At 74.2% G+C, this 23397-nt stretch carries 26 protein-coding genes, 1 other RNA gene and 1 pseudogene; 22 read left to right on the top strand and 6 right to left on the bottom strand.

What is annotated here, in order from left to right; all coding sequences use genetic code 11:
- Positions 1–15: 15 nt before the first annotated feature.
- Complete coding sequence (locus tag ACI78V_RS06580; RefSeq protein WP_456850031.1) at positions 16–963, bottom strand: helix-turn-helix domain-containing protein; 948 nt, start codon at positions 961–963, stop codon at positions 16–18.
- Between the two features lie 233 nt (positions 964–1196).
- On the opposite strand from ACI78V_RS06580, the gene ACI78V_RS06575 reads away from it, so the two are divergent.
- Together ACI78V_RS06575 and ACI78V_RS06570 are read left to right on the top strand one after the other, a co-directional pair.
- Entirely contained in the window at positions 1197–2072 is an 876-nt protein-coding gene (locus ACI78V_RS06575) for an alpha/beta hydrolase (protein WP_456850030.1), read from the top strand.
- Complete coding sequence (locus ACI78V_RS06570; protein ID WP_456850029.1) at positions 2069–2872, top strand: MBL fold metallo-hydrolase; 804 nt, start codon at positions 2069–2071, stop codon at positions 2870–2872. The genes ACI78V_RS06575 and ACI78V_RS06570 overlap by 4 nt, the downstream gene beginning before the upstream one ends.
- Before the next feature lie 16 nt (positions 2873–2888).
- On the opposite strand, the gene ACI78V_RS06565 is transcribed toward ACI78V_RS06570, so the two are convergent.
- Positions 2889–3125, bottom strand: coding sequence for a hypothetical protein (locus ACI78V_RS06565; RefSeq protein ID WP_456850028.1), 237 nt, complete (start codon positions 3123–3125; stop codon positions 2889–2891).
- Positions 3126–3187: 62 nt separating this feature from the next.
- Here ACI78V_RS06565 and cutA point away from each other — a divergent pair, with 62 nt between their 5' ends.
- The gene (gene cutA, locus ACI78V_RS06560) at positions 3188–3517 is read left to right on the top strand and encodes a divalent-cation tolerance protein CutA (RefSeq protein WP_456850027.1); all 330 of its coding nucleotides are present in this window, start codon (positions 3188–3190) and stop codon (positions 3515–3517) included.
- 104 nt (positions 3518–3621) lie between these two features.
- Positions 3622–5394 (top strand): putative bifunctional diguanylate cyclase/phosphodiesterase, encoded by a 1773-nt coding sequence (locus ACI78V_RS06555; RefSeq protein WP_456850026.1) that lies wholly within the window; start codon positions 3622–3624, stop codon positions 5392–5394.
- Between the two features lie 46 nt (positions 5395–5440).
- Here ACI78V_RS06555 and ACI78V_RS06550 read toward each other — a convergent pair whose 3' ends face one another.
- Complete coding sequence (locus ACI78V_RS06550; RefSeq protein WP_456850025.1) at positions 5441–5728, bottom strand: DUF6343 family protein; 288 nt, start codon at positions 5726–5728, stop codon at positions 5441–5443.
- Positions 5729–5773: 45 nt separating this feature from the next.
- On the opposite strand from ACI78V_RS06550, the gene prfB reads away from it, so the two are divergent.
- From prfB to ACI78V_RS06510, 8 genes are all read left to right on the top strand, one after another.
- On the top strand, positions 5774–6886 hold the full coding sequence (prfB, locus tag ACI78V_RS06545) for a peptide chain release factor 2 (RefSeq protein WP_456850024.1): 1113 nt from the start codon (positions 5774–5776) through the stop codon (positions 6884–6886).
- A gap of 189 nt (positions 6887–7075) precedes the next feature.
- Positions 7076–7765 (top strand): cell division ATP-binding protein FtsE, encoded by a 690-nt coding sequence (gene ftsE / locus ACI78V_RS06540; protein WP_456850023.1) that lies wholly within the window; start codon positions 7076–7078, stop codon positions 7763–7765.
- A gap of 60 nt (positions 7766–7825) precedes the next feature.
- Complete coding sequence (gene ftsX, locus ACI78V_RS06535; RefSeq protein WP_456850022.1) at positions 7826–8710, top strand: permease-like cell division protein FtsX; 885 nt, start codon at positions 7826–7828, stop codon at positions 8708–8710.
- Between the two features lie 256 nt (positions 8711–8966).
- A complete protein-coding gene (locus ACI78V_RS06530) occupies positions 8967–9146 on the top strand; it encodes a hypothetical protein (protein ID WP_456850021.1) in 180 nt (59 codons plus the stop codon).
- 9 nt (positions 9147–9155) lie between these two features.
- Positions 9156–9632 (top strand): SsrA-binding protein SmpB, encoded by a 477-nt coding sequence (gene smpB, locus ACI78V_RS06525; protein ID WP_456850020.1) that lies wholly within the window; start codon positions 9156–9158, stop codon positions 9630–9632.
- Complete coding sequence (locus tag ACI78V_RS06520) at positions 9629–10552, top strand: NADP-dependent oxidoreductase (protein ID WP_456850019.1); 924 nt, start codon at positions 9629–9631, stop codon at positions 10550–10552. Before smpB ends, ACI78V_RS06520 begins: the two co-directional genes overlap by 4 nt.
- Positions 10549–11439, top strand: a complete 891-nt coding sequence (locus ACI78V_RS06515) for an amidohydrolase family protein (protein WP_456850018.1) — start codon at positions 10549–10551, stop codon at positions 11437–11439. Before ACI78V_RS06520 ends, ACI78V_RS06515 begins: the two co-directional genes overlap by 4 nt.
- The gene (locus ACI78V_RS06510; protein ID WP_456850017.1) at positions 11439–11807 is read left to right on the top strand and encodes a VOC family protein; all 369 of its coding nucleotides are present in this window, start codon (positions 11439–11441) and stop codon (positions 11805–11807) included. The genes ACI78V_RS06515 and ACI78V_RS06510 overlap by 1 nt, the downstream gene beginning before the upstream one ends.
- Positions 11808–11811: 4 nt before the next feature.
- On the opposite strand, the gene ACI78V_RS06505 is transcribed toward ACI78V_RS06510, so the two are convergent.
- Positions 11812–12132, bottom strand: coding sequence for a GYD domain-containing protein (locus ACI78V_RS06505; RefSeq protein ID WP_456850016.1), 321 nt, complete (start codon positions 12130–12132; stop codon positions 11812–11814).
- Positions 12133–12243: 111 nt separating this feature from the next.
- Here ACI78V_RS06505 and ACI78V_RS06500 point away from each other — a divergent pair, with 111 nt between their 5' ends.
- The 8 genes from ACI78V_RS06500 (at position 12244) to ssrA (ending at position 19987) form a co-directional block, all read left to right on the top strand.
- Positions 12244–13227 (top strand): GNAT family N-acetyltransferase, encoded by a 984-nt coding sequence (locus ACI78V_RS06500; RefSeq protein WP_456850015.1) that lies wholly within the window; start codon positions 12244–12246, stop codon positions 13225–13227.
- Positions 13224–13631, top strand: a complete 408-nt coding sequence (locus ACI78V_RS06495; RefSeq protein ID WP_456850014.1) for a protein-tyrosine phosphatase family protein — start codon at positions 13224–13226, stop codon at positions 13629–13631. Before ACI78V_RS06500 ends, ACI78V_RS06495 begins: the two co-directional genes overlap by 4 nt.
- 76 nt (positions 13632–13707) lie before the next feature.
- Positions 13708–14574 carry an SCO6745 family protein gene (locus ACI78V_RS06490; RefSeq protein WP_456850013.1) on the top strand — a complete coding sequence of 289 codons (867 nt, stop codon included), beginning with the start codon at positions 13708–13710 and terminating at the stop codon, positions 14572–14574.
- Positions 14571–15110 (top strand): carboxymuconolactone decarboxylase family protein, encoded by a 540-nt coding sequence (locus ACI78V_RS06485; protein WP_456850012.1) that lies wholly within the window; start codon positions 14571–14573, stop codon positions 15108–15110. The genes ACI78V_RS06490 and ACI78V_RS06485 overlap by 4 nt, the downstream gene beginning before the upstream one ends.
- 45 nt (positions 15111–15155) lie before the next feature.
- Entirely contained in the window at positions 15156–16778 is a 1623-nt protein-coding gene (locus tag ACI78V_RS06480) for an SLC13 family permease (protein ID WP_456850011.1), read from the top strand.
- Positions 16779–16904: 126 nt separating this feature from the next.
- Entirely contained in the window at positions 16905–18113 is a 1209-nt protein-coding gene (locus ACI78V_RS06475; protein ID WP_456850010.1) for a hypothetical protein, read from the top strand.
- A 211-nt stretch (positions 18114–18324) separates the two neighbouring features.
- A complete protein-coding gene (locus ACI78V_RS06470) occupies positions 18325–19461 on the top strand; it encodes a magnesium and cobalt transport protein CorA (protein WP_456850009.1) in 1137 nt (378 codons plus the stop codon).
- 149 nt (positions 19462–19610) lie between these two features.
- Positions 19611–19987, top strand: a transfer-messenger RNA (tmRNA) gene (gene ssrA, locus ACI78V_RS06465).
- 128 nt (positions 19988–20115) lie between these two features.
- Here ssrA and ACI78V_RS06460 read toward each other — a convergent pair.
- A pseudogene (locus ACI78V_RS06460) lies at positions 20116–20307 on the bottom strand (Lrp/AsnC ligand binding domain-containing protein); the annotation flags it as partial.
- Positions 20308–20706: 399 nt separating this feature from the next.
- Here ACI78V_RS06460 and ACI78V_RS06455 point away from each other — a divergent pair.
- Together ACI78V_RS06455 and ACI78V_RS06450 are read left to right on the top strand one after the other, a co-directional pair.
- Positions 20707–21216 (top strand): RICIN domain-containing protein, encoded by a 510-nt coding sequence (locus tag ACI78V_RS06455; protein ID WP_456850008.1) that lies wholly within the window; start codon positions 20707–20709, stop codon positions 21214–21216.
- Between the two features lie 129 nt (positions 21217–21345).
- A complete protein-coding gene (locus ACI78V_RS06450; RefSeq protein ID WP_456850007.1) occupies positions 21346–22335 on the top strand; it encodes an alpha/beta hydrolase in 990 nt (329 codons plus the stop codon).
- 63 nt (positions 22336–22398) lie between these two features.
- Here the strand turns inward: ACI78V_RS06450 and ACI78V_RS06445 are convergent, their stop codons facing one another.
- Entirely contained in the window at positions 22399–23379 is a 981-nt protein-coding gene (locus ACI78V_RS06445) for an ornithine cyclodeaminase family protein (protein WP_456850006.1), read from the bottom strand.
- Between the last annotated feature and the right edge of the window lie 18 nt (positions 23380–23397).

Raw genomic sequence — 23397 nt, 5'->3', positions numbered from 1 at the left:
GGCATGCAGCGCGGATCAGCCGGCCGACCGCTGCCATTCGCGCGGGGTCGTCCCGTAGGCCGCGCGGAACCGCCGGGCGAAGTGACTCGGGTCGCTGAACCCGCAGCCGCGGGCGACCGCCGCGATCGACCGGCGCCGGCCGGCCGGTGAGGCGAGTTCCGCCCGCGCCGCCTCCAGCCGCTGCTCGATGACCCACTGCTCGAGGCTCACACCCGCCTCGGCGCAGACCTTGTACAGCTGCCGCACCGAGACGTTGTGCGCGGCGGCGATCCGTCCGGGGGTCAGCTCCGGGTCGGTCAGGTGCTGCCGGGCGTAGGCCAGCACCCGCGTCGCCATCGTCTCGGCGCGCACGCCGGCGACCAGCCGGTCGGGGGCCGCGGCGGACACCAGCAGCGCCCGCACCAGCTCCGTCGTCGCCGTCCCCAGGATGCCGGCGGCGGGGTCGCCGGCCAGCCGGTCGGCGTCGCCGGCCATCCGCACCAGGTGGTCGCGGACCAGGTCGTGCAGCGGGCTGGCCCGCAGGCGGGGAGCGGCCGCCCGGACGACGTCCGGCGAGAGCCCGAGCTGATCGCTGGGCACCTGGAAGGCCCGGGAACCACCGGTGCCCGACCAGGAGAACGCGTACGGCGCCCGGAGGTCGTTGAGCATCAGCTCGCCGGTGCCCACGGCCTGGTCCGCGCCGAACTGGGTGAACCGCCCGACCCCGCCCCACTGCACCGCCAGCGCCACCACCGGCGGGTCCTCCTGCCGCACGTGCCGGGGGGTGCGCACCAGCCGGAACCCCGACGAGTCCGTGCTGAACAGGTCGGCCCGGCCGTAGCGCCACAGGTGCATGCGGGTGCGCACCTGGGCCGGCGGCCCCAGGTGCTCGATGGAACACGGGACCGACGCCTGCCCGAACGCGACGCGGAAGGCCTCCACCCGGTGCTCGGGCGGCAGTGCGGCGGTGTCCAGGAGCAGCATCGGACTCCCTCGGGACGTGCGGAGGACGGCCGGCGGGACGTCGTCGCACACCGACCGGGACGCGCCCCCGCTCGCGGCCCGAGTCTGGCAGGACGGCGGCCGGCGGTGAACCCCTCGCCCGTGCGCGCAGGGGCCAGAGGTGTGCAGTCAGGGACCGGCACCCGGCGCCGACCGCTGCCAGGCTCGGCGACCGGAGACCTGCACGCGTTCGCGCGCGGCTGAGAGGAGCCGAGATGACCGACGCCGTCCCCATCCCGCGACCCGCCGAGCCGCCCGCCCCGGGCGCGCCCGACACCATCGTCCTCGTCCACGGCTTCTGGGTGACCCCGCGCAGCTGGGAGGAGTGGAAGGCGTACTACGAGGCCCGCGGCTACCGCGTGCTCACCCCCGCCTACCCGGGGTTCGAGGTCGAGGTCGAGGCGCTCAACGCCGACCCCACCCCCATCGCCGAGCTCACGCTGCCGCAGGTCGTGGCGCACCTGGAGTCGGTGGTCGGGGCGCTGGAGCGGCCGCCGATCCTCATGGGGCACTCCGCCGGTGGCACGCTCGTGCAACTGCTGCTCGACCGGGGGTACGGCGCCGTCGGCGTCGTCCTCAACTCCGCTCCCACCGAGGGCGTGCGGGTGCTGCCGCTGTCGCAGCTGCGGTCGACGTTCGTCGCGTTCAGGAACCCGGCCAACCGGCACCGCGCGGTCGGGCTCAGCGAGGAGCAGTGGCGCTACGCCTTCACCAACACGTTCAGCGAGGAGGAGTCGCGGCGGCTCTACCGGCGCTACGCGGTCCCGGCGTCCGGCCGGATCCTGTGGAGCACGGTGCTGGCGAACTTCATGCCGGGCCCACAGGACGCCGCGGTGGACTACACCAACGACGCCCGGCCCCCGCTGCTGTTCATCTCCGGCGGCGAGGACCACATCATGCCGCCGAGCGTGCAGCGCTCGAACGTCGCGCACTACCGGTCGCCGCACACGGTGACCGAGCTGCGCGAGTACCCCGGCTACGCGCACCTGCTGCCGGCCCAGGAGGGCTGGCAGGAGATCGCCGACCTCGCCCTGGACTGGGCGGTCGAGCACGCCAGGGGGAGCCGGCCCGAGGTCGCCGGCAGCCAGTGACCGCCGGGCCGGCTGCCCTCCGGCTCACCCACGTCGGCGGCCCGACGGTGCTGATCGAGGTCGGCGGCTGGCGGTTGCTCACCGACCCGACGTTCGACCCGCCGGGCCGGCGGTACGCCTTCGGCTGGGGCACCTCCAGCCGCAAGGTGACCGGTCCGGCGTTCCCCGCCGGCGACGTGCTCCCGGTGGACGCCGTGCTGCTCAGCCACGACGGCCACGGCGACAACCTCGACGACGCCGGCCGCGCGCTGCTGCCCGCGGCCGGCGTCGTCGTCACCACCGCGTCCGGCGCGCGGCGGCTCGGCGGCGGCGCCCGCGGGCTGCGGCCCTGGGAGACGACGGTGCTCGCCGCACCCGGCCGCCCGTCGATCGAGGTGACCGCGACCCCGGCGCGGCACGGTCCACCGCTGACCACGCCGGTCTCCGGGGAGGTCACCGGCTTCGCGCTGCGCTGGGACGGGCAGGCCGACGGCGTCCTGTGGATCTCCGGCGACACCGTCGTGTTCGACGGCGTCCGGCGCGTGGGAGAGCGGTTCTCCGTCGGCACCGCGCTGCTCCACCTCGGTGGGGTGCGCTTCCCGGTGACCGGGCCGCTGCGCTGGTCGATGACCGCGCGCGACGCGGTCGAGCTGTGCCGCGTGCTGCGCCCGCGCTGCGTCGTCCCGGTGCACCACGAGGGGTGGTCGCACTTCCGGCAGGACCGCGCGGCTGCCGAGCGACAGCTGGCCGCGGCGCCGCGGGAGCTGTCCGCGCTCTTCCGCTGGGTGCCGATCGGCACCCCGGTGGAGCTGCCGGCCTGAGCCGTACCGACGGCGCTCAGCCGCCCCGCTGCACCTCCGCCTGCACCACCCCGCGCAGCGCCGTGAGCAACTCCGCATCGTCGGTGTCGCCGCGCTCGAGCGCGCCGCGCGCCGCGTCGGACAGCAGGCCGGTGTCCACGGCGTCCAGCCAGGTCACCTCGCCGCCGACCCGGCGTCCCACCTGCAGCGCGGCGCCGTCGGGGCGCAGCACGTACTCCTCGCTGTCGAGCCGGATGCTCATCTCGTCGCTCATGGCAGGGCCCTACCCCGCGCGGCGGCTGCTGCACGTCTGACGGCGGGGGAGAGGATGGCCGTGTGGAGGAGTGCTGCGAGGTCGTGGTGACCGCCGCCGATGCCGACTGGCTGGCCGGGTACACCCGGACGCTGGTCGAGGAACGGCTGGCGGCCTGCGGGCACCAGGTGACCGCGATCCGGTCGGTGTACCGGTGGCAGGGTGAGGTGCACGACGAGCCGGAGGCGCGGGTGGCGCTGCACACCCGCCGGTCGCTGGTGCCGGCGGTCGTGGCCCGCACGGCGCAGCTGCACCCCTACGACGTACCTTGCGTGATCGCCCTGCCGCTGGTCGGCGGCAACCCCGCGTACCTCCGGTGGGTGGTCGACGAGACGAGGGAGCCCGGGCACTGATCTCCGGACGACGACGCGAGCGGCGGATGGGGGACGCCGGCCCGCGCGACGCACAGGACCACCCGGCCACCGCGAGAGGTGGCCCGCACCCCGCAGGAGAGCACGTGGCACGACGGCCGGGGCCGCCGGAACTGCCCCTCGACGTCCGCCGCCGGGTCCAGGGGCCCACCAGCTCGGCGGTCGCCGTCGAGGCGGTGCTCGACGCGCTGCCCTCGCCGACGCTGCTCATCGACGCCGAGGGCACCGTGCTGCTGGCCAACACCGCGTGGGAGAACGCCGCCGACGTCCTCGGCGACGACCGCATGCGCGTCGGTGTGGACGGCGACTACTTCGCCATGGCCCGCCGGCTCAGCGGGCGCTCCGGCACCCTGTCGCTGGTCGACCGGCTGCGGGCGCTGTCCCGTGGCGAGTGCGACTCGGTGCAGGCCGACTACGCCCTCGAGCACCCCGGCGGCACCCGCTGGTTCCACCTGCAGGCCTCCCGGGTCGACCAGGCCGGTCAGGTGGTGGTCACCCACACCGACGTGACCTCCCGGGTGGCGGCCGAGCGGGCGTCGGACTGGCGGGCCCGCCACGACACCCTCACCGACCTGCCCAACCGGGCCCACCTGCACGAGCTCATCGACGCCGAGCTGCAGCGCCCCGACCGGGGTCCCGTCTCGGTCCTCTTCCTCGACATCGACGGCTTCAAGGACGTCAACGACTCCCTCGGCCACGAGGCCGGCGACGACCTGCTGCGCCAGATCGCCCGGCGGCTGACCGGCTCGACCCGCGCCGGCGACACCGTCGGCCGGCTCGGCGGGGACGAGTTCGTCGTCCTGTGCCGCGACTGCGACACCGGGGGCGCCGAGACGCTGGCCGACCGCTGCCGCAGCAGCGTCGACCGGCCCTTCGACCTCGGGGGGCGCATGGTGCGCCTCGGGGTGAGCATCGGCATCGCCACCGCCGCGGACCCGCAGGCGCCCCACGTCCGGTCCACCGACCTCGTCCGGGACGCCGACCTCGCGATGTACGCGGCCAAGGCGGCCGGCCGCAACCGGGTCCGGCTGTTCACCGCCGACCTGCGCACCGCCGCCCAGCGGCGGGCCACCGTCGCGGGTGAGCTGCGCGAGGCGATCCTCGACGAGCAGCTGGTGCTGCACTACCAGCCGGTCGTGCGGCTGCCCAGCCTGCGCTGCAGCGGCGTGGAGGCGCTGGTCCGCTGGCAGCACCCGAAGCGCGGGCTGCTCCAGCCGGCGGAGTTCCTCCCCGTCGCCGCGCAGCACGACCTCATGACGCCGCTGGCGCGGTGGGTGCTGCGCGAGGCCGCCGGCCAGGCGGTGGCCTGGGAGCGGGCCGGGCTGCGGCTGATCACCAGCGTCAACATCAGCGCCAGCCAGTTCGCCACCGGCACCCTGGTCCGTGACGTCCGCGACGCGCTCGCCGCGACCGGGCTGCCGCCCGAGCGGCTGGTCGTGGAGCTGACCGAGACGTCGGTGGCCCAGGACGCCGAGCGCGCCGCCGCCCAGTTCGCCGAGCTGCGCCGCTTCGGCGTCGAGGTCTCCATCGACGACTTCGGCAGCGGGTTCTCCTCCCTGGCGCAGCTGGTGACCATGCCGGCCGGCATCCTCAAGATCGACCGCAGCCTGGTCGCCTTCCCCGAGGGACGCCGGAGCAAGGCGGCCGCCGCCGTCGCCGCGGTGGTGGCCCTCGCGCGGGCCTGCGGCGCGCGCTCCCTGGCCGAGGGGGTGGAGACCGCCGAGCAGCTGGAGATGGCCGTCGAGCTGGGCTGCCACCTCGCGCAGGGCTTCCACATCGCCCGGCCGATGCCGCCCGACGAGGTGCTGGGCTGGGCGGCCGCCCGGGCCGCCCGGCCGCTGACCGCCGGCGGCCGCTGACCCGGAGCGGCCGCTCGGCGCTTCACGGCGGGGGCAGGGAGGCCCCTCAGCCCGGCTCCCCCCGGCGCTTGCGGCGGGCCACCACGACCAGGTCCACCAGCGCGACCGCGGCCAGCGCGAACAGCACGACGGCGGCCCACACCGGCAGGCCGGCGGCCAGCCACAGGACGCCGCCGCCGACGCAGACGACGAGGCCGAAGGCGGCCAGGGCCAGCCGCAGGGTGAGGGCCGACTGCGCGGGTGCCGCGCCACCGATGCCGGCCGTGGGGTCGTGGTGGTCGGGGAGGCCCCGCTCGTACTCCTCCCGCGACCGGGGGCGACGAGGCTCGTCCATGCCGTGCCACCTACCCCGCGCCGGAGCGCACTACCCTGGGTCGACGTGGCCGCTGACTTCTCCGTCGTCCTGGACGAACTCGACACGACCCTGAAGTCGATCGAGGCTGTCCTCGACGTCGACCGCCTCCGCCGAGAGGTCGCCGAGCTCGAGCAGCAGGCCGCCGCCCCCGACCTCTGGAACGACGTCGAGGCCGCGCAGGCGCTCACCTCCCGGCTGTCCTACCTGCAGGGGGACCTGCGGCGGGTGGAGGAGCTGCGCAGCCGGCTCGACGACGTCGGCCTCCTGCACGAGATGGCCGCCGAGGAGGGGGACGAGGCCACCACCGCCGAGGCCGAGCGGGAGCTGGAGAGCCTGCGCAAGGCGATCGACGAGCTCGAGGTCCGCACCCTGCTGTCGGGGGAGTACGACTCCCGCGAGGCGCTGGTCACGATCCGCTCGGAGGCCGGTGGCGTCGACGCCGCGGACTTCGCCGAGATGCTCATGCGCATGTACCTGCGCTGGGCGGAGCGGCACAAGTACCCCGTCGAGCTCTACGACGTCAGCTACGCGGAGGAGGCCGGCATCAAGTCGGCCACCTTCGCCGTCAAGCAGCCCTACGCCTACGGCACCCTGTCGGTGGAGCAGGGCACGCACCGGCTGGTGCGCATCTCCCCGTTCGACAACCAGGGACGCCGGCAGACCTCCTTCGCCGGCGTCGAGGTGCTCCCCGTCGTCGAGCAGACCGACCACGTCGAGATCCCCGAGAACGAGATCCGCATCGACGTCTTCCGCTCCTCCGGGCCGGGCGGGCAGAGCGTCAACACCACCGACTCCGCCGTCCGGATCACCCACCTCCCGACCGGCATCGTCGTCTCGTGCCAGAACGAGAAGAGCCAGATCCAGAACCGGGCCGCCGCGATGCGCGTGCTCCAGGCGCGGCTGCTGGCCAAGCGCCAGGAGGAGCAGCGGGCGGAGATGGACGCGCTGCGCGGGGAGGGCAGCAGCTGGGGCAACCAGATGCGCTCCTACGTCCTGCACCCGTACCAGATGGTCAAGGACCTCCGCACCGAGCAGGAGACCGGCAACACCGCCGCCGTGCTGGACGGCGACATCGACGGCTTCATCGAGGCCGGCATCCGCTGGCGCCGTCAGCAGGAGACCGTCGCCGCCGGCTGAGGCCCGTCACGCCCTGCCCCGGGCGTCCCCTTCGTCACACCGGTCCCACGTCGCGGCGCGGATTGCGCCACGCTGGGTGAGCGGTGACCCGGGGCCTCCGGGGAACCGTCACGCTGCGCGGATCCTGTACCGGGGCGTTCCGTGGCGAACCGACCATGATGCGCCTCGGGGAAGGTACCGTGGCGCCTCGTGATCCAACTGCAACACGTCACCAAGCTCTACCCGGCCAGCTCCCGGCCGGCCCTCGATGACGTGTCGACGGAGATCGACAAGGGCGAGTTCGTCTTCCTCATCGGTTCCTCCGGATCGGGCAAGTCGACGTTCCTGCGGCTGCTGCTGAAGGAGGACGACCCGACCTCGGGCACCGTCGTGGTCAACGGCAAGACGCTCAACACCATGAGCAAGTGGCAGGTGCCCAAGCTGCGCCGCACCATGGGTTGCGTCTTCCAGGACTTCCGGCTGCTGCGCAACCGGACCGTGGCCCAGAACGTGGCCTTCGCGCTGGAGGTCATCAACAAGCCGCAGCGCACCATCAAGCGCGTCGTCCCCGAGGTGCTGGAGATGGTCGGCCTCGAGGGCAAGGCCAACCGGCTGCCGGGCGAGCTCTCCGGTGGTGAGCAGCAGCGGGTGGCGATCGCCCGCGCGTTCGTCAACCGGCCGCTGGTGCTCCTCGCCGACGAGCCCACCGGGAACCTCGACCCCGAGACCAGCGAGGGGATCATGCTGCTGCTGGAGCGGATCAACCGCACCGGCACCACCGTGATCATGGCGACGCACGACTACCACATCGTCGACTCCATGCGCCGCCGCGTCATCGAGCTCAACGGGGGCGTCATCGCCCGCGACCAGTCGCGCGGTGTGTACGGCGTCGGTCGCTGACCCCCGGCGCTCACCGCCGGGTCGCTGACCTCCGCCAGCTGAACTCCAGACAGGGAATCCATGCGCGTCAACTTCGTGCTCTCCGAGGTGGCCACCGGGCTGCGTCGCAACCTCACCATGACGGTCGCGATGATCCTGACCACGGCCATCTCGCTCGGTCTCATGGGCACCGGCCTGCTGATCGCCGGGATGATCTCCGACATGAAGGAGATCTACTACGACAAGGTGCAGGTCTCCATCTTCCTGGCCGACGGCGTCACCGACGAGCAGCGCTCGGCGATCGAGCAGCAGCTCGCGGACTCCTCGGAGGTGGCCGCCTACATCTACGAGTCCAAGGACGAGGCCTACGAGCGCTTCCAGCAGCAGTTCAGCCAGCAGCCGGAGCTCGTGCAGAACACCCCGCCGGACGCGCTGCCGGAGAGCTTCCGCGTCGAGCTGGTGAACCCCGAGCGCTACGAGGTCATCGCCGCGGAGTTCCCCAACGGGCAGAACGGCGTCGACCAGGTCCGCGACGAGGGTGACTTCCTCGACCGGTTGTTCAGCCTGCTCAACGGTGCCCGCAACGCTACGATCGCCGTGGCCGTCGTCCAGGCGCTGGCGGCGCTGCTGCTGATCTCCAACACGATCCAGCTGGCGGCGTTCAACCGGCGCAACGAGACCAACATCATGCGGCTGGTCGGCGCCTCCCGCTGGTACACGCAGCTGCCGTTCATCCTCGAGGCCGCGCTGGCCGGGCTGATCGGGGCGCTGCTCGCCGTGGGCGGGCTGGTGCTGACCAAGGTGCTGTTCGTCGACAAGACGCTGGCCGGCCCGATCAAGGCGGGCATCATCCCGCCGGTGGACTGGGGCGCGATCGCCTTCATCAGCCCGATCATCGCCGGCGCCGGTGTCGGCCTGGCCGCGGTCGCCGCCTACGTGACGCTGCGCCTCTACGTGCGGCTGTAGTCCGCGCACCTCCCGTCGGGATCGCCGGTCCCGCACGCCCCGCGCCCGGGAGTCGTGCGGGACCGGCGATGCCGCCGTCCGCGCCGGGAGTCCTCGCGCGGTCGTCCGTCCCGGACACGCGCGGTTCCCCCTCCTCCCCGCCGGGTAAGGAGAGTGCGCCTCAGCGTGGAGGCCGGACGGTCGGACGAGCGGAGAACACGGTGGTAGAGCGGTTGCGCCGGCTGGGGGCCGGTCCGTTCCGGTGCGGGGAGTGCCGGTGAACGCGGTGGACCGGGCGGTGGAGGTCGCCGTCGCCCCGCTGTGGTTGGCCTGCACGGCGGGCTGGGGCGTCACCTCGGCGCTGATGCTGACCTGGACGGCGGCCCGGGGGCGGACGCCGTCCCGCGGAGCGGCGCTCCCGGAGAACGTCGAGGCCCGCGTCCGAGCCGTCGCCTAACCTGGGGACATGCCGCGTGAACAGGGGCGCAAGCTCATCGCCCAGAACAAGAAGGCGCGGCACGACTACTCGATCCTCGACACCTACGAGGTGGGCCTGGTGCTCACCGGCACCGAGGTGAAGAGCCTGCGTGCCGGCCGTGCCTCCCTCGTCGACGGCTTCGCCACGGTGGACGACGGCGAGGTCTGGCTGCAGCACGTGCACATCCCCGAGTACACGCAGGGCACGTGGACCAACCACGCGCCGCGCCGCAAGCGCAAGGTGCTCATGCACCGCGCCGAGATCGACAAGCTGATCGGCAAGACCAAGGAGGGCGGCCTGACCCTCGTGCCGCTCGACCTGTACTTCAAGGACGGCAAGGTCAAGGCGACCCTCGCGCTGGCCAAGGGCAAGAAGTCCTACGACAAGCGGCAGGACATGGCCGAGCGCGACTCCCGCCGCGAGATCCAGAAGGCCTTCGGTCGGTACGTGAAGGGGCGCCGGTGAGGGGAGCGGCCTACGACCGGTTCGGGGGCGTCGAGGTGCTCGCCGTCCGCGACGACCTGCCCGACCCGCCGGTCGGCCCCGACACCGTGCTGGTCCGGGTGCACGCGGCCGGGGTGAACCCGGTCGACATGGCGATCCGGCAGGGGTACCTGGCGGGCGCCTACCCGCACCACTTCCCGATCGTCCCGGGCTGGGAGGTCTCCGGGGTGGTCGAGGCGGCCGGCCCCGCGGTCGTGGACTTCCGCGCCGGTGACGAGGTGTTCGGCTACGTCCGGCGCGACGACGTCCAGTGGGGCGCCATGGCCGAGCTGGTGCCGGCCCCGCAGCGCTGCCTGGCGGCCAAGCCGGCGTCGCTGTCCTTCGCCGAGGCGGGGGCGCTGCCGCTGGCCGGGCTGACCGCCTACCAGGCGCTGACCGAGGTCCTCGGCGTCGGCGAGGGCGACCGGGTGCTCGTGCACCGCGCCGCCGGCGGGGTCGGCTTCAACGCCGTCCAGATCGCGGTCGCCCTCGGCGCGCACGTCATCGGCACCGCCTCCCCGCGCAACCACGGCTTCCTGCGTGACGCCGGGGTGGCCGAGGTGCTCGACTACTCGGCGGGGCCGGTCAGCGCCCAGCTGTCCGAGCCGGTCGACGCCGTCCTCGACCTCGTCGGCGGCGACACGCTGGCCGACGCGCCCAAGCAGGTGCGCGACGTCGCCCGGGTCGCCTCCGTCGTCGACCCCGCGGTCAACGACATGGGCGGGCGCTACGTCTTCGTCCGACCCGACACCCACGACCTCGAGGAGCTGGGCCGGATGGTCGAGGCCGGCCAGCTGCGGGTGCCGATCGCCAAGGCGTTCCCGCTGGAGCAGGTGGCCGACGCGCAGGCGCTGGTCGCCCAGGGGCACGTGCGGGGCAAGGTCGTCGTCACGCTGCGATGACCCGGCCGCCCGTCGACGACGCCGACGTCCCGCGCTACTGGCGGGAGCTCGGCCTGCCCGGGCTCGTCGACGTGCACGTGCACTTCCTGCCCGAGCGGGTGCAGGCCAAGGTGTGGCAGTACTTCGAGGCCGCCGAGACCCACTACGGCGCGGCCTGGCCCATCCGGTACCCGCTGCCCGCCGACGAGCGGCTGGCACTGCTCGAGCGGCTCGGCGTCCGCGCGTTCCCGACGCTGCCGTACCCGCACAAGGCCGGCATGGCCGCCTGGCTCAACGACTGGTCGCACGCGTTCGCCGACGCCCACCCGCAGGTGCTGCGCTCGGCGACGTTCCACCCGGAGCCGGAGGCGCCGCACTACGTCGCCGAGGCGCTCGACCGCGGGGTGCGGGTGTTCAAGGTGCACGTCCAGGTCGGCGCCTTCGACCCGCGGCACCCCCTGCTGGACCCGGTGTGGGCGCGGCTGGAGGAGACCGGCACCCCGGTGGTCATCCACTGCGGGTCCGGACCGCTGGCCGGCGAGCACACCGGCCCCGAGCCGATGACCGGGCTGCTCGAGCGCCACCCGCGGCTGCAGCTGGTCATCGCCCACCTGGGCATGCCCGAGTACCGGGAGTTCCTCGACCTCGCCGAGCGGTACGAGCGGGTGCACCTGGACACCACGATGTTCGCCACCGACTTCACCGAGCGGCTCATGCCCTTCGACCCGGCCGACCGGCCCCGGCTGGCCGCGCTGCGGGACAAGGTGCTGCTGGGCAGCGACTTCCCGTCGATCCCGTACCCCTACGCCCACCAGCTCCAGGCGCTGCACCGGCTGGGGCTGGGGGAGGAGTGGCTGCGCGCCGTGCTGTGGGGCAACGGTGCCCGCCTGTTCGGGGTGGACGGCTGATGCCCGGCTTCTCGCTGACCGCCGCCGTGCTGGGCACGCCGGACCCGCAGGGCCTGGCGCGCTTCTACCAGCGGCTGCTCGGCTGGCCCCTGCGCGACGACGACCCCGAGTGGGCGACGCTGCGCCCCGCGGACGGCGGCACGGGGCTGTCCTTCCAGCGGGAGGAGGACCACGTGCCGCCGGTGTGGCCCGCCGGCCCGGGCGACCCGCAGATGCAGGTGCACCTCGACATCGCCGTCGACGACCTCGACGCCGCGGTGGAGGCGGCGGTCGCGGCCGGGGCGACGCTGGCGGGGTTCCAGCCGCAGGACGACGTCCGGGTGTGCCTGGACCCCGCCGGCCACCCGTTCTGCCTCTACCTGCCCTGACCGGTCAGCCCGGCCCCGGGGAGTAGTGCGGGTGCAGCTGGGCGGCCCGGTCCATCTCCTCCGGCGCCAGCAGGACGACGGTGCGCACCCGGGCGACCCCGCCGCCGCTGATGGTCAGCGACAACGCCGCCGCGGCGGCTGCGTCGGGCAGGTCGACGATCGCGTAGACGTCCTCCTCGCCGAGGGCGAAGTCGAAGGTCTCCAGCCGTCCCTGCAGGTCGAGGACGGCGTGCTCGAGGACGCTGCGCCGGGCCGTCCCACCCCCGGCCATGACCGCCCGGGCGCCCTGCGGCGAGTACGAGGCGATGACGAGGAAACGGGGCACGGGCCCTCCTCTCGGCGGCGTCCTGCGATGCTGGCGGCGGGCGTCCCGCGACCGCAACCCCGCGCCGGGACCCGCTCGCCCAGGGGCCGCCCCGTCCCTACGCTGCGTCCCGTGCCGCACCTGCCCCACGGGTACACCGCCCGGCCGCTGGGCCCGGACGACGCCGACGCGGCGGCCGCGCTCCTGGCCGCCGCGGAGCCCCTGGACCGGACCGGTGAGCACGAGGACGCCGACGACCTGACGGAGTGGTGGGACGGGGACGGGGTCGACCTGCAGTCGGACGGCCTGGCGGTGTGCGGCCCGGACGGCGGCCTCGCCGGCTGGGCGACCGTGATCCCCACCGGCGGTGTCCGCGACGGCTTCCGCATCTGGCTGGAGGGCCGGGTGCACCCGGACCACCGTGGCCGTGGCATCGGTCGGTTCCTCCTGGACTGGCAGGTCGGCCGCGGTACCGCGCTGCACCGCCGCGACCACCCCGGGGTGGAGGGACGGCTGCTGGTGTCGGTCCACGCGCCGATGACCTCGCTGGAGGACCTGCTCCGGCGCGCCGCGTTCACCCCGGAGCGCTGGTACCGGGACATGGCGCGTCCGCTGACCGGCCTGCCCGAGGTGGTGGCGGTGCCCGGGGTCGACCTGGTGCCCTTCTCGTGGGACCGGGACGATGAGGTCCGGCGCGCGCACAACGCGGCCTTCAGCGAGCACTTCGGCTCGGCCGAGCGCGACCGGGCCGCCTGGCGCAGCCGGTACACCGGGCAGCGGGCGTTCCGCCCCGACGTGTCGGTCCTCGCCCTGGCCGAGGGCGCCGTCGTGGGGTACGTGCTGGCCTACGTCTACGAGGCCGACACCCGCGCCACCGGATCCCGGCAGGCGCACCTCGGGCAGATCGGCGTCCTGCGCCCGGCCCGCGGCCGCGGGGTCGCCGCGGCGGCGATCGCCACCGCGCTCCGGCTGGCCGCGGAGCGCGGCTGCGCGACCGCCGGGCTGCAGGTGGACAGCCAGAACTCCACCGGAGCCCCGGCGCTGTACCGGCGGATGGGCTTCACGGAGGTCCGCACCCGCACCGCCTGGGCCCACTCCCTGCCGCCGGTCCGATGACCGACGGCGTGGTGACCCTGCCCTCCGGTGCGCGCGTCCGCGGACGGCGGCTCGGCGCGCCGGCGTTCCCGGTGGACTTCGCGGTGGTGCTCGGCGCGGGACCGCTGCCGTCGTGGCCCGCCCGCCGGGTGCGCTGGCCGGACTTCTGGGTGCCGCTCGACCGCGCCGACGTGCTCGCGGCGCTGCACGAGGCGCTCCGGCGGGCGCGAGCGGGCCAGCGGGTGGAGGTCGGCTGCCGCGGCGGGGTGGGCCGCACCGGCACGGCGCTGGCCGCGCTCGCCGTCCTCGACGGGCTCCCGGCCGCGGACGCCGTCCGGTGGGTGCGGGCGGAGTACCACCCGCGCGCGGTGGAGACGCCGTGGCAGCGCCGGTGGCTGCGCGGTGTGGCCCGGGACGGCGGCTGAGGTCCGGCCCGTCTGCAGGGTCCACCCGCGAGCGTGCGAGCGGCGAGGAGGGCGGGGTCCTCCTAGTGTGCGCCGCATGGTCAGCACCGATCACCCCGCCGACGTCGCCCGCGCGCACCGCGCCGTCGAGCCGCTGCACAACCACCTGTACTTCGCGCCGGAGCACGACGAGCACCTGTCCGCGGCGGGGCTGCGGCCCGGACGGATGTGCTACTTCGCCGGCCGGGCGGCGCCGATGGGCGCGGTGGGCCCCGGCCTGGTCACGGCGACCTTCTACAACTTCGCGCCCGCGGTCGTGGCCCGTCACCTGCCTCGGGCCTGGACGCTGGCGACGCCGGAGCAGGTCCTCGGTGCGCGTCTGGCCGCGGCCGGCGCCTCGCTGACCCGGCTGCTCGGGGGTCCGGAGGGCGCGGCCGCGCCGGAGGTCGCCGAACTCGTGGGCCTGGTCCACGAGGCCTGCACCGTGCTCACCCCGGAGGGCCGGCCCCTCTACGCGGGGCACGCGGACCTGCCGTGGCCGGACCAGCCGCTCCTCGCGCTGTGGCACGGCGCCACCCTGCTGCGCGAGCACCGCGGCGACGGGCACGTCGCCGCGTTGCTGCGGCACGGGCTGACCGGCATCGAGGCGCTGGTGACCCACACCGTCACCGGGCGCGGCTTCACCGAGGCCGCGGCCAAGGCCACCCGGGGCTGGAGCGACGACGAGTGGGCCGCCGCCGTCGCCGCGCTGACCGCGCGCGGCCTGCTGGCCGACGGGGCGCTCACCGACGCCGGCCGGGAGCTGCGGGCCACGATCGAGGCGGAGACCGACGAGCTGTCGGCCGCCCCCTGGCAGCACCTGGGTGCGCAGCGGACCGCGCGGGTCGTGGAGCTGGGCCGCCTGCTGTCGGGGCGGCTCGTCGCGAACGGCGCCTACCCCTCCGGCACCTTCGCCGCCCGGTGACCGGCGCCCCGCGCCTGCCCGAGGCGGCCGGGACCGGGCCGTCCGCCGACGTGCTCCGTGCCCGCCGCGGCGGGCGCCTGTCCACGCTGGACCGGTTGCTGCTGCACAGTCCCCCGGTCGCGGAGGGCTGGAACGCCCTGCTCGGCGCGCTGCGCGGGGGGACGACGCTGCCGGCCGACCTGCGGGAGCTGGTGGTGCTGCGGGTCGCGGTGCTCAACGACGCCGCCTTCGAGTGGGCCGCCCACGAACCCATCGGCCGCCGCGCCGGGCTGACCGACCCGCAGCTGCGCGCGCTGCGGCAGCCCGACGCCGCCGCCGAGCCGGTCTGGACGCCGGTGCAGGCCGCCGTCCTCGCGTTCACCGACGCCTCCACCCGCGCGGTGGCCGTCCCCGACGAGGTGTTCGCCGCCGTCCGGGCGCACCTGGACGACCGCGGGGTCGTGGAACTCGTCGCGCTGGTCGCCGGGTACGCGATGGTGTCGCGCTTCCTCGTGGCGCTGGAGGTGCCGCCGCCGGACGGAGAGGTCGCCGGATAGCCGTCGTCTCCCTATGGTCTGGATCACAGTCCAGGGGAGGGCGCCATGACGGCCACCGAGAACAGGCCCGGGTCCGGACGTCGGACCGACGTGGACGCCGCGTTCCGCGGCAGCGCCACCTATCGCAGCCTGGGGGAGCAGACCCTCAGCCCGGCCGAGGAGCGGTTCGAGAAGGGACGACGCACCGTCGGCCTGTTCCTCGCCCCGATCGTGACCATCGTCTTCGCGCTGCTGCCGATCGGCCTCCCGCGGGACCAGCACCTGCTGGCCGCCGTCCTGCTCGGCGTGATCGTCCTGTGGATCACCGAGCCGGTACCGATCCCGATCGGCGGCCTCATCGGCATCGCGGCGATCGCCATCCTCGGCGTGGTGTCGGCCGACGAGGCGCTGGCGCCGTTCGGGTCGACGACGGTCTTCACCTTCATCGGCGCCTTCATCCTGGCCGCCGCGATGCTCAAGCACGGGCTGGCCCGTCGCTTCGCGATGTTCGTGCTGTCGCTGAAGTGGGTCGGCACCTCGACCGTCCGGGTCATCATCGCGTTCGGTGCGATCACCGCCCTGCTGTCGGCATTCGTGTCCAACACCGCGACCGTCGCCATGCTGCTGCCGACGGCCCTCGGCATCCTCTCGGTCATCGCCAAGCTGCTCCAGGACAAGGGGCTGGTGGCGCCGGACTTCGACCCGCTGCGGTTGCGGGTGGGCGTGGCGATCATGCTCATGCTCGCCTACGGCGCCAGCGTGGGTGGGTTGCTCACCCCCGTCGGGACCCCGCCCAACCTGATCGGCCGGGGGCTGATCGAGGAGGCGACGGGGGAGCGGATCGGCTTCCTGGACTGGGTGCTGATGGCACTGCCGATCTGCGCGCTGATGTTCGTCGCGCTCGCGCTGGTCCTCCTGCTGCTGAACAAGCCGGAGATCAGGCGCATCGAGGGCGTCCACGAGTACGTGCAGCACGAGCGGTCGCAGCTCGGGCCGTTCTCCCGGGCGGAGAAGAACACGCTCGTGGCCTTCGGCATCACCGTCTCGCTGTGGATCTTCCCCGGCGTCGTCGCGCTGACCGCCGGCACCGACTCCGACCTGTACACCGCACTGGGCGACCGGCTGGACGAGGGCATCGTCGCCGTCCTGGGCGCCTCGCTGCTGTTCCTGCTGCCCACCGACTGGAAGGCCCGGGAGTTCACCCTCAACTGGTCGGACGCGGCGAAGATCGACTGGGGCACGATCCTGCTGTTCGGCACCGGGATCATCTTCGGCTCGCTGCTGGCCGACACCGGCCTGGCCGAGACCATCGGCGAGGGCTCGGCCAACACGCTGGGGCTCACGAACACGTTCGCGATCACGATCTTCGCGGTGATCCTGGCGATCATCATCTCCGAGACGACCAGCAACACCGCGTCGGCGGCGGTCGTCGTCCCGATCATCATCCCGGTGGCGGTGGCTGCCGGGATCAACCCGTTCGTGCCCGCGCTGGCGGCCACGTTCGCGGCGTCGTTCGGCTTCATGCTGCCGGTGTCGACGCCGCAGAACGCCATCGTCTACGGCTCCGGCGTCGTGCCGATCACCAAGATGATCCGGTCGGGGTTCTCCTTCGACGTCCTCGGTGCGCTGCTGATCGTCGTCCTGCTGCCGGTGATGATCGACCTCGTCCTCGGCTCCGTCGGCGGGTGAGGCCGGCGCCGCAGCGGCAGGAGGTCCGAGTCGCCCGGCTCCGGTGGGTGCAGCCCGGCGTTCCCGGGTAGTGCCGCCCAGCACGGTCTCGATGGCGGGTACCGGCGTGCGTTCTCGGGGGGACACGTGAAGGACTCGCGGCCGGCCCGCATCATCCGGGCGAACAAGCTGACGTTCCTGGACTGGCTGCTCACCGCCGCCGGGTTCGCGTCGGCCGTCTGGGGCCTCGCCGAGACCGCCGGGGACTGGACGCCCGTCTCGGCGAGCTGGGTGGTCCTCTCCACGGTCCTGGGCGTGTTCTTCCTCGGGCGCAGCATGAGGCAGTGGAAGAAGCAGCACGCGGGCCCGAGGCCCGAGCGGGTGACCCGTCGGGTGTGGGGATACTCCGGCCCCTACTCCTCCTGGCGATCGCTGGGCGTGGGCCGGACCCACGCCGTCTACTCGCCGGAGCTCAACCGGCGCCTCGCGAGCGAGGACCCCATCGCGGTGGAGGTCGACGGCGAGTGGTACCCGAAGGGCCGGGCCGGGCAGTTCCGGGACCTGCAGCTGCAGAGGTTGAGGCTGAACGAGCGGAAGTACCGGCTCGCCACCGACCTCCTGGAGGACTCCCCGTCGGTTCGCCTCCAGGTCACCGACTACGCCGCCTTCATGGCGACCAACCGGCTGGCCTACGAGGCGTGGCGGGACGTCGACGTCAACGACGTCCACCTCGACTTCGAGATGGTGGAGCAGGCGATCCGGGACGAGGGGAAGCTGCCGCGACTGGTGCACAGCAACTGCTCGAACCACCTCGGTGGTGACCTGCTCGCCGTGGGCAACGGCGTCACCTACCTGCAGAAGCAGAAGACGAAGGCCCTCATGTACGGCGGCGAGTGGGTCGGCTCGGCGTCGGGGTCCTTCGACCTCACCGACCTGACCCCGTCGGGGACCCTCCAGGACCTGGTCAAGACCGGGCTGCTCCGCGAGCTGCGGGAGGAGATGGCGCTGCCCGCCCACCAGGTGCCGGGCCTGGAGGCGACGAAGGTGGTGGGCTACTCGCGGGCCACCTACCTCGGCGGGAAGCCGCAGTTCTACGCGGTCTGCCGGATCGGTGACGTGGAGCCGGGCGGCGACGAGTACACGGAGAGGTTCCACGAGATCTGCTTCGACGGTGGCGCGGACGGTCTGATCGCGGCGCTGGAGCGGTTCGAGGACCGCCACGAGGACCAGTTCTCCCCGCCGCTGCAGATGCTCATCAGGGTCGTGCAGGAGTGGCTGCTCGACGATCCGGGCGCCGACGAGTGGCTCTGGCCGGACATGGCGACGCCTGGGCGGGCCGGTCCCGGCGGCGGGTGATGTTCACCCGACCGTCGGCGTCCGTTGCACCTCGGCATGTCACCATGGACGACGGCCCGCTGACCTGAGGCCGGGCGACGGACGGGAGGGAGTGCGAGCGCATGCGCAGCGAACCCCCCAGTACCGGCACCGGGGTCGGCACCGCCTGACGCGCTCGCGCGGCTGCGGACCCCTGCGTGTCCCCCGCTCCAGCGCCCCCTGGGAGTCCGTCGTGGTCGACCGCCGCCGTGCGTCCCTCACCGCCCTGTCCCTCGGCCGCCGTCCGCGGCCCCAGCTGACCCTCGCGCCGCCACCCCCGACCGCTGCCCCCGCCCAGCGGCAGCGGCAGTCGCTGATCGTCGACAACGCCGTCTACTCCTCCGGCCGCCGGGTGGCCACGCCGGCCACGGTCGCCGAGAGCCACGAGTGGCTGGCCGAGGACCCCGAGCGCCTGGTGTGGCTGGGCCTCTACCGGCCGGAGCCGGGCGAGCTCGGCGAGCTGGCCGAGCAGTACGACCTGCCCGACCTGGCGGTCGAGGACGCGATCAAGGCCCACCAGCGCCCGAAGTTCGAGCGGTACGGGGACACGCTGTTCGTCGTCCTCAAGGCCGCCCGGTACCTGGACGCGGCCGAGGAGGTGGAGTTCGGCGAGCTGCACCTGTTCCTCGGCCGGAACTTCGCGATCACCGTCCGGCACAGCGAGTCGCCGGACCTCTCGCGGGTCCGCCGCCGGCTGGAGAGCGAGCCGGCGCTGCTGGAGCGGGGCAGCGAGGCGGTGCTCTACGCCATCCTGGACGCCGTCGTCGACGGGTACTCGCCGGTGGTCGCGGGCCTGGCCAACGACATCGACGAGATCGAGACCGAGGTCTTCGGCGGCGACCCCGGCGTCTCTCGGCGCATCTACGAGCTGTCCCAGGAGGTGCTGGAGTTCCAGCGGGCCGCCCAGCCGCTGACCGGCATCCTCGCCGCGATCACCGCCGGCTTCGACAAGTACGGCGTCGACGAGGACCTGCGCAGCTACCTGAGGGACGTCGAGGACCACGTCGTCCAGGTCAACGAGCGGGTGGAGGGCTTCCGCCAGCAGTTGCGCGACATCCTCACGGTCAACGCGACGCTGGTGGCGCAGCGGCAGAACGAGGAGATCCGCGAGCTCACCGAGGCCTCGATCGCGCAGGGCGAGGAGGTCAAGAAGATCTCCGCGTGGGCCGCCATCCTGTTCGCGCCGACCCTGGTGGGCACCGTCTACGGCATGAACTTCGACGACATGCCCGAGCTGGGCTGGTCGCTGGGGTACCCGTTCGCACTGGTGCTCATGGTCGGGGTCAGCGTCACGCTGTACGCGGTCTTCAAGCGCCGCGACTGGATCTGAGACTCCGCGGGCGCAGGGCGGGCCCCGGGACGGCGCTGCGGCGTGCCCCGCGGCGAGGAGCCCGTGATCGACGAGTGGGACAAGGGCAGGGCGCGAGGCGGGGAACACCCGGCTTGCCGGTGCCGTTACCCTGACTGCACAACTACACAGGGGGTGAATGGTCTCGACTTCGGTCGTGTGGCCAGGGGAAGCGAGCCGAGGAAGGCAACGATGAGCTCGTTAACCACGCGTTGCAAACCAATCAAGCGCCGACTCCAGTCAGCGCGACTTCGCCCTCGCTGCCTGACGGCAGCGTAGGCGGGTCTGTCAGCCCGGGTTCGTCATCGGCCCGGATCCTGGCATCAGCTAGATGACTCACCGTGCGTGCCGGTCGCGGGCGCGCACGGGACACCTCACAGCGACTGGGCCCGTCACACCGTCTTGTCCGTGAGATCGGTGGGGTCGAGCAGAGACGGAGCGGACTGCGCTCGGAGAAGCCCTGGGTATGCGTCGGAGGACGCGGGTTCGATTCCCGCCACCTCCACCCCTGTACGGGAGCCCCGTGAGGACGACGGTCCTCGCGGGGCTCTCGCGCGTCCGGGGGCCGGCGCCGCGGCACCCCGGCCGCCGCCGCGGCGCTCGACGAGGCTCAGCCTGGAGGCGCTTCATGGTCTGGTGGGAGCCCGCGCGGGACACGGCCGGCAGGCCGATCAGCTCGGCGAACTGGAACGCCTCGAACGCCTCCGCGTCGGCGACCGCCACGTGCACGGAGTAGTCCGGCTTGCCGAACAGCCGCCGGACGGCGACCACCTCGTCGAACGCGACGACCGCGGCCTCGAACTCCTCGACGGCGCGCCGGCTGGCCATCGACGCCTACCGGGCCCAGCCGGACCCACGCACCGCGCTGCTGGCGCTGGGCTGCGCGCTGGGCGCGGTGCTGGTCCTCCCCGACCAGGCGCTCCTGGCCGCGTACGTCGCCTTCACCCTGCTGCTGCTGGCCCGGTGCGCCCTCGGCCGGCGAGGCGGACGCGGTGCCGCCGTCCGTCCGTCCGGGACGGAGGTCGTCGGTGCCTGCACCTGTGGCGCCGCAACGTCCTGCTCAGCATCCTCGCCGGCACCGCCGTCCACGTCGGGCTCGCCACCGCGTTCGCCCGCGGCTGACGGGGCGCTGGCGGGTGGACGACGGTTCCCGCACCGGCCCGTATCAGGGCCGCATGTCCCGTACTCCTCTGCGGTGTCCACCCCGCACCGACGTCTGGAGAACGCATGCCGAAACCGTCCTGGCTGACCCGGGCCGCCCTGCTCGGCGTCCTGGCCGGCTGCGCGGCCCTCGTGGGGATCACGCCCGCCGCGGCGGAGTCCGCGCCGTCCGCGGCGGCGGCGTCCGCGGCCGCCCTGCCCTCCCGGACCACCCTGCAGGACCTCGCCACCGGCTTCGTGCTGGACAGCAACCACAGCGGCCAGGTCTACGCCATCGCGCGCAACGGCGGCGCCTACCAGACGTGGATCGTCACGCCCTCGGACCACGGCACGGTCACGCTGCAGAACGCCCAGACCGGCCGCTGCCTGGACAGCAACACGAACCGGGAGGTCTACACCCTCGGCTGCAACGGGGGGTCGTTCCAGAAGTGGCTGGTCGGGTCCAGTGACTACGGCACCGTCGTGCTGAAGAACCTGGCCACCGGCTTCGTGCTCGACAGCAACGGCGAGCGGAAGGTGTACACGATGCCCTTCAACGGGGGCTCCTACCAGAAGTGGATCCCGCGCGCGGCCTGACCGCGCACGGCCGGCCCGGGCGGGCCCCGTGGGGACGACGGTCCCCGCGGGGCCCGTCGGCACCCCGGCGCACGGCCGGTCCAGGCGCTACGTTCGCCCCCGGAGCCGACCGTCGGGGAGGGGCTGGGCATGGCGGGGATGGACCTGCGCGTCCGACTGGTCGGGCGGGCGCTGCGGGCGGCGTCCATCGCCCGCATGGACGACGCCCGGATCGCCCGCGCGCAGCAGGCGAGGATCGGCCACAACCCCGTCACCGACCTGCTGTTCGGCGGGGTGGCGCCCGGCGTCTCGCTGCGCGACGGGACGGCCGCCGGGGCGACCGGGCCGATCCCGGTCCGGGTCCACCGGCCCGAGCGCGGTGCCGGGACGCCGCCGCTGGTGGTGCACATCCACGGCGGCGGCTGGGTCCTCGGGTCGCTGGACCAGGCCGACTGGCTGTGCAGCAACGTGGCCGCGACCGTCGGCGCCGTCGTGGTGTCACTCGACTACCGGCTGGCCCCCGCGCACCGCTGGCCGGCCGCACCGGAGGACTGCTACGCCGCACTGGTCGACCTGGCCGCCCGCGCCGCCGAGCTGGGTGCCGACCCGCGGCGCCTGGCGGTCATGGGCGACAGCGCCGGTGGCAACCTCACCGCCGTCGTCACCCTCATGGCCCGCGACCGCTCGGGCCCCCGGATCACCCACCAGGCGCTGCTGTACCCGGCGACCGACCTGACCTGGGGCAGCCCCTCGGTCGAGGAGAACGCCGAGGCCCCCGTCCTCACCAAGCGCGACATGGACGCCTTCCGCGCCCACTACCTGGGCGGCCAGGACCCGCGCGACCCCTACGTCTCCCCGCTGCTGGCGCCCGACCACCGGGGCCTGCCACCGGCGCTGGTCCAGGTCGCCGAGCACGACCCCATCCGCGACGACGGGCTGCGCTACGCCGCGGCGCTGGAGGCGGCCGGCGTCCCGGTGCGGACGACGACCTACGTCGGGATGCCGCACGGCTACCTGGCCTTCCCGAAGCTGTGCCGCAGCGCTCCCCAGGCGCTGGGCGAGCTCTGCGCCGAGCTGCGCTCGGCCCTGGTGCCGGCGGCCGGGGAGGACCCCGCCCGCGAGGGGCACGTCCCCGCGTGAGGAACGCCGCGGGCACGGCCGACGGCCGGCGCCGCGCGGCAGACCGGCGCGCCGGGGCCCCGCTCAGAGCGTGATGCGGTGCCCGACGCCCCGACGGCAGGCGGCGGCGTAGACCAGCGCCGCCGCGGCCGTGTCCTGGACGGCGACGCCCACCGACTTGTAGAGGGTGAGCTGGCCGGGGGACGTCCGCCCGGGGCGCCGTCCCTCGACCAGCTCGCCGAGCTCGGCGGTCTCGTCGGGGGCGATCAGCCCGCGCGCGAGGGGCTCGGTGAGGTCGTTGGTGCCCACCGGGTAGGCCGTGAAGGCGGTGTGCCGGTCCTCGACCACGACCAGCGCGTCGGCCACGGTGTCGTCGTCCACCTCGCGGCCGGTGGCGGTGTAGCCGACCGAGGTGACGTGCACGCCGTCGTCCAGCCACTCGCGCCGGACCACCGGCTCCTCCGCCGCGGTCGTGGCGCAGACGACGGCGGCGCCCCGCGTCGCCTCCTCCCACGTCGCCACGGCCCGCGCCGGCACCCCCTGCCGCTGCAGGTCGTCGGCCAGGGCCGCGGCGCGCTCGGGGTGGCGGCCGGCGATGCGGACGTCCTCGAGGTCGCGGACGGCGCCGGCGGCGAGCGCGTGGGCGCGGGCCTGGACGCCGGTGCCGAGGACCGCCAGGACCGACGCCTCGGGCCGGGCGAGGAGCCGGATCGACAGCGCGGAGCAGGCGGCCGTCCGCGCGGCGGTGATCGCGGTGCCGTCCATGAGGGCCCGGGGTGCTCCGGTCTCCGGGTCGAGGAGCACGACCACCGCCTGGTGCGTCGGCGCCTCGTGCGCCTGGTTGCGGGGGAAGACGGACAGCACCTTGACCGTCAGTGCCCGCAGCGCGGGGCTGTAGCCGGGCATGGCGGCCAGGACGGCGTCGTGCTCGGGCACGCGGGCGGCCACCCGCGGGGGGACCGATGCCCGGCCGGCGGAGAGCTCGACCATGGCCGTGGCCAGCGCGTCGACCAGCTCGGCGACGTCGAGGAGCGCCTCGACGTCGCGGTGGCGGAGGAGCAGCACCGTCCGATGCTGCGCGCG

It is taken from the genome of Geodermatophilus sp. SYSU D00742, assembly GCF_054049935.1.
Note: the sequence above shows the minus strand (reverse complement) of the source record. Positions and strands in the feature narration are given on the sequence as shown.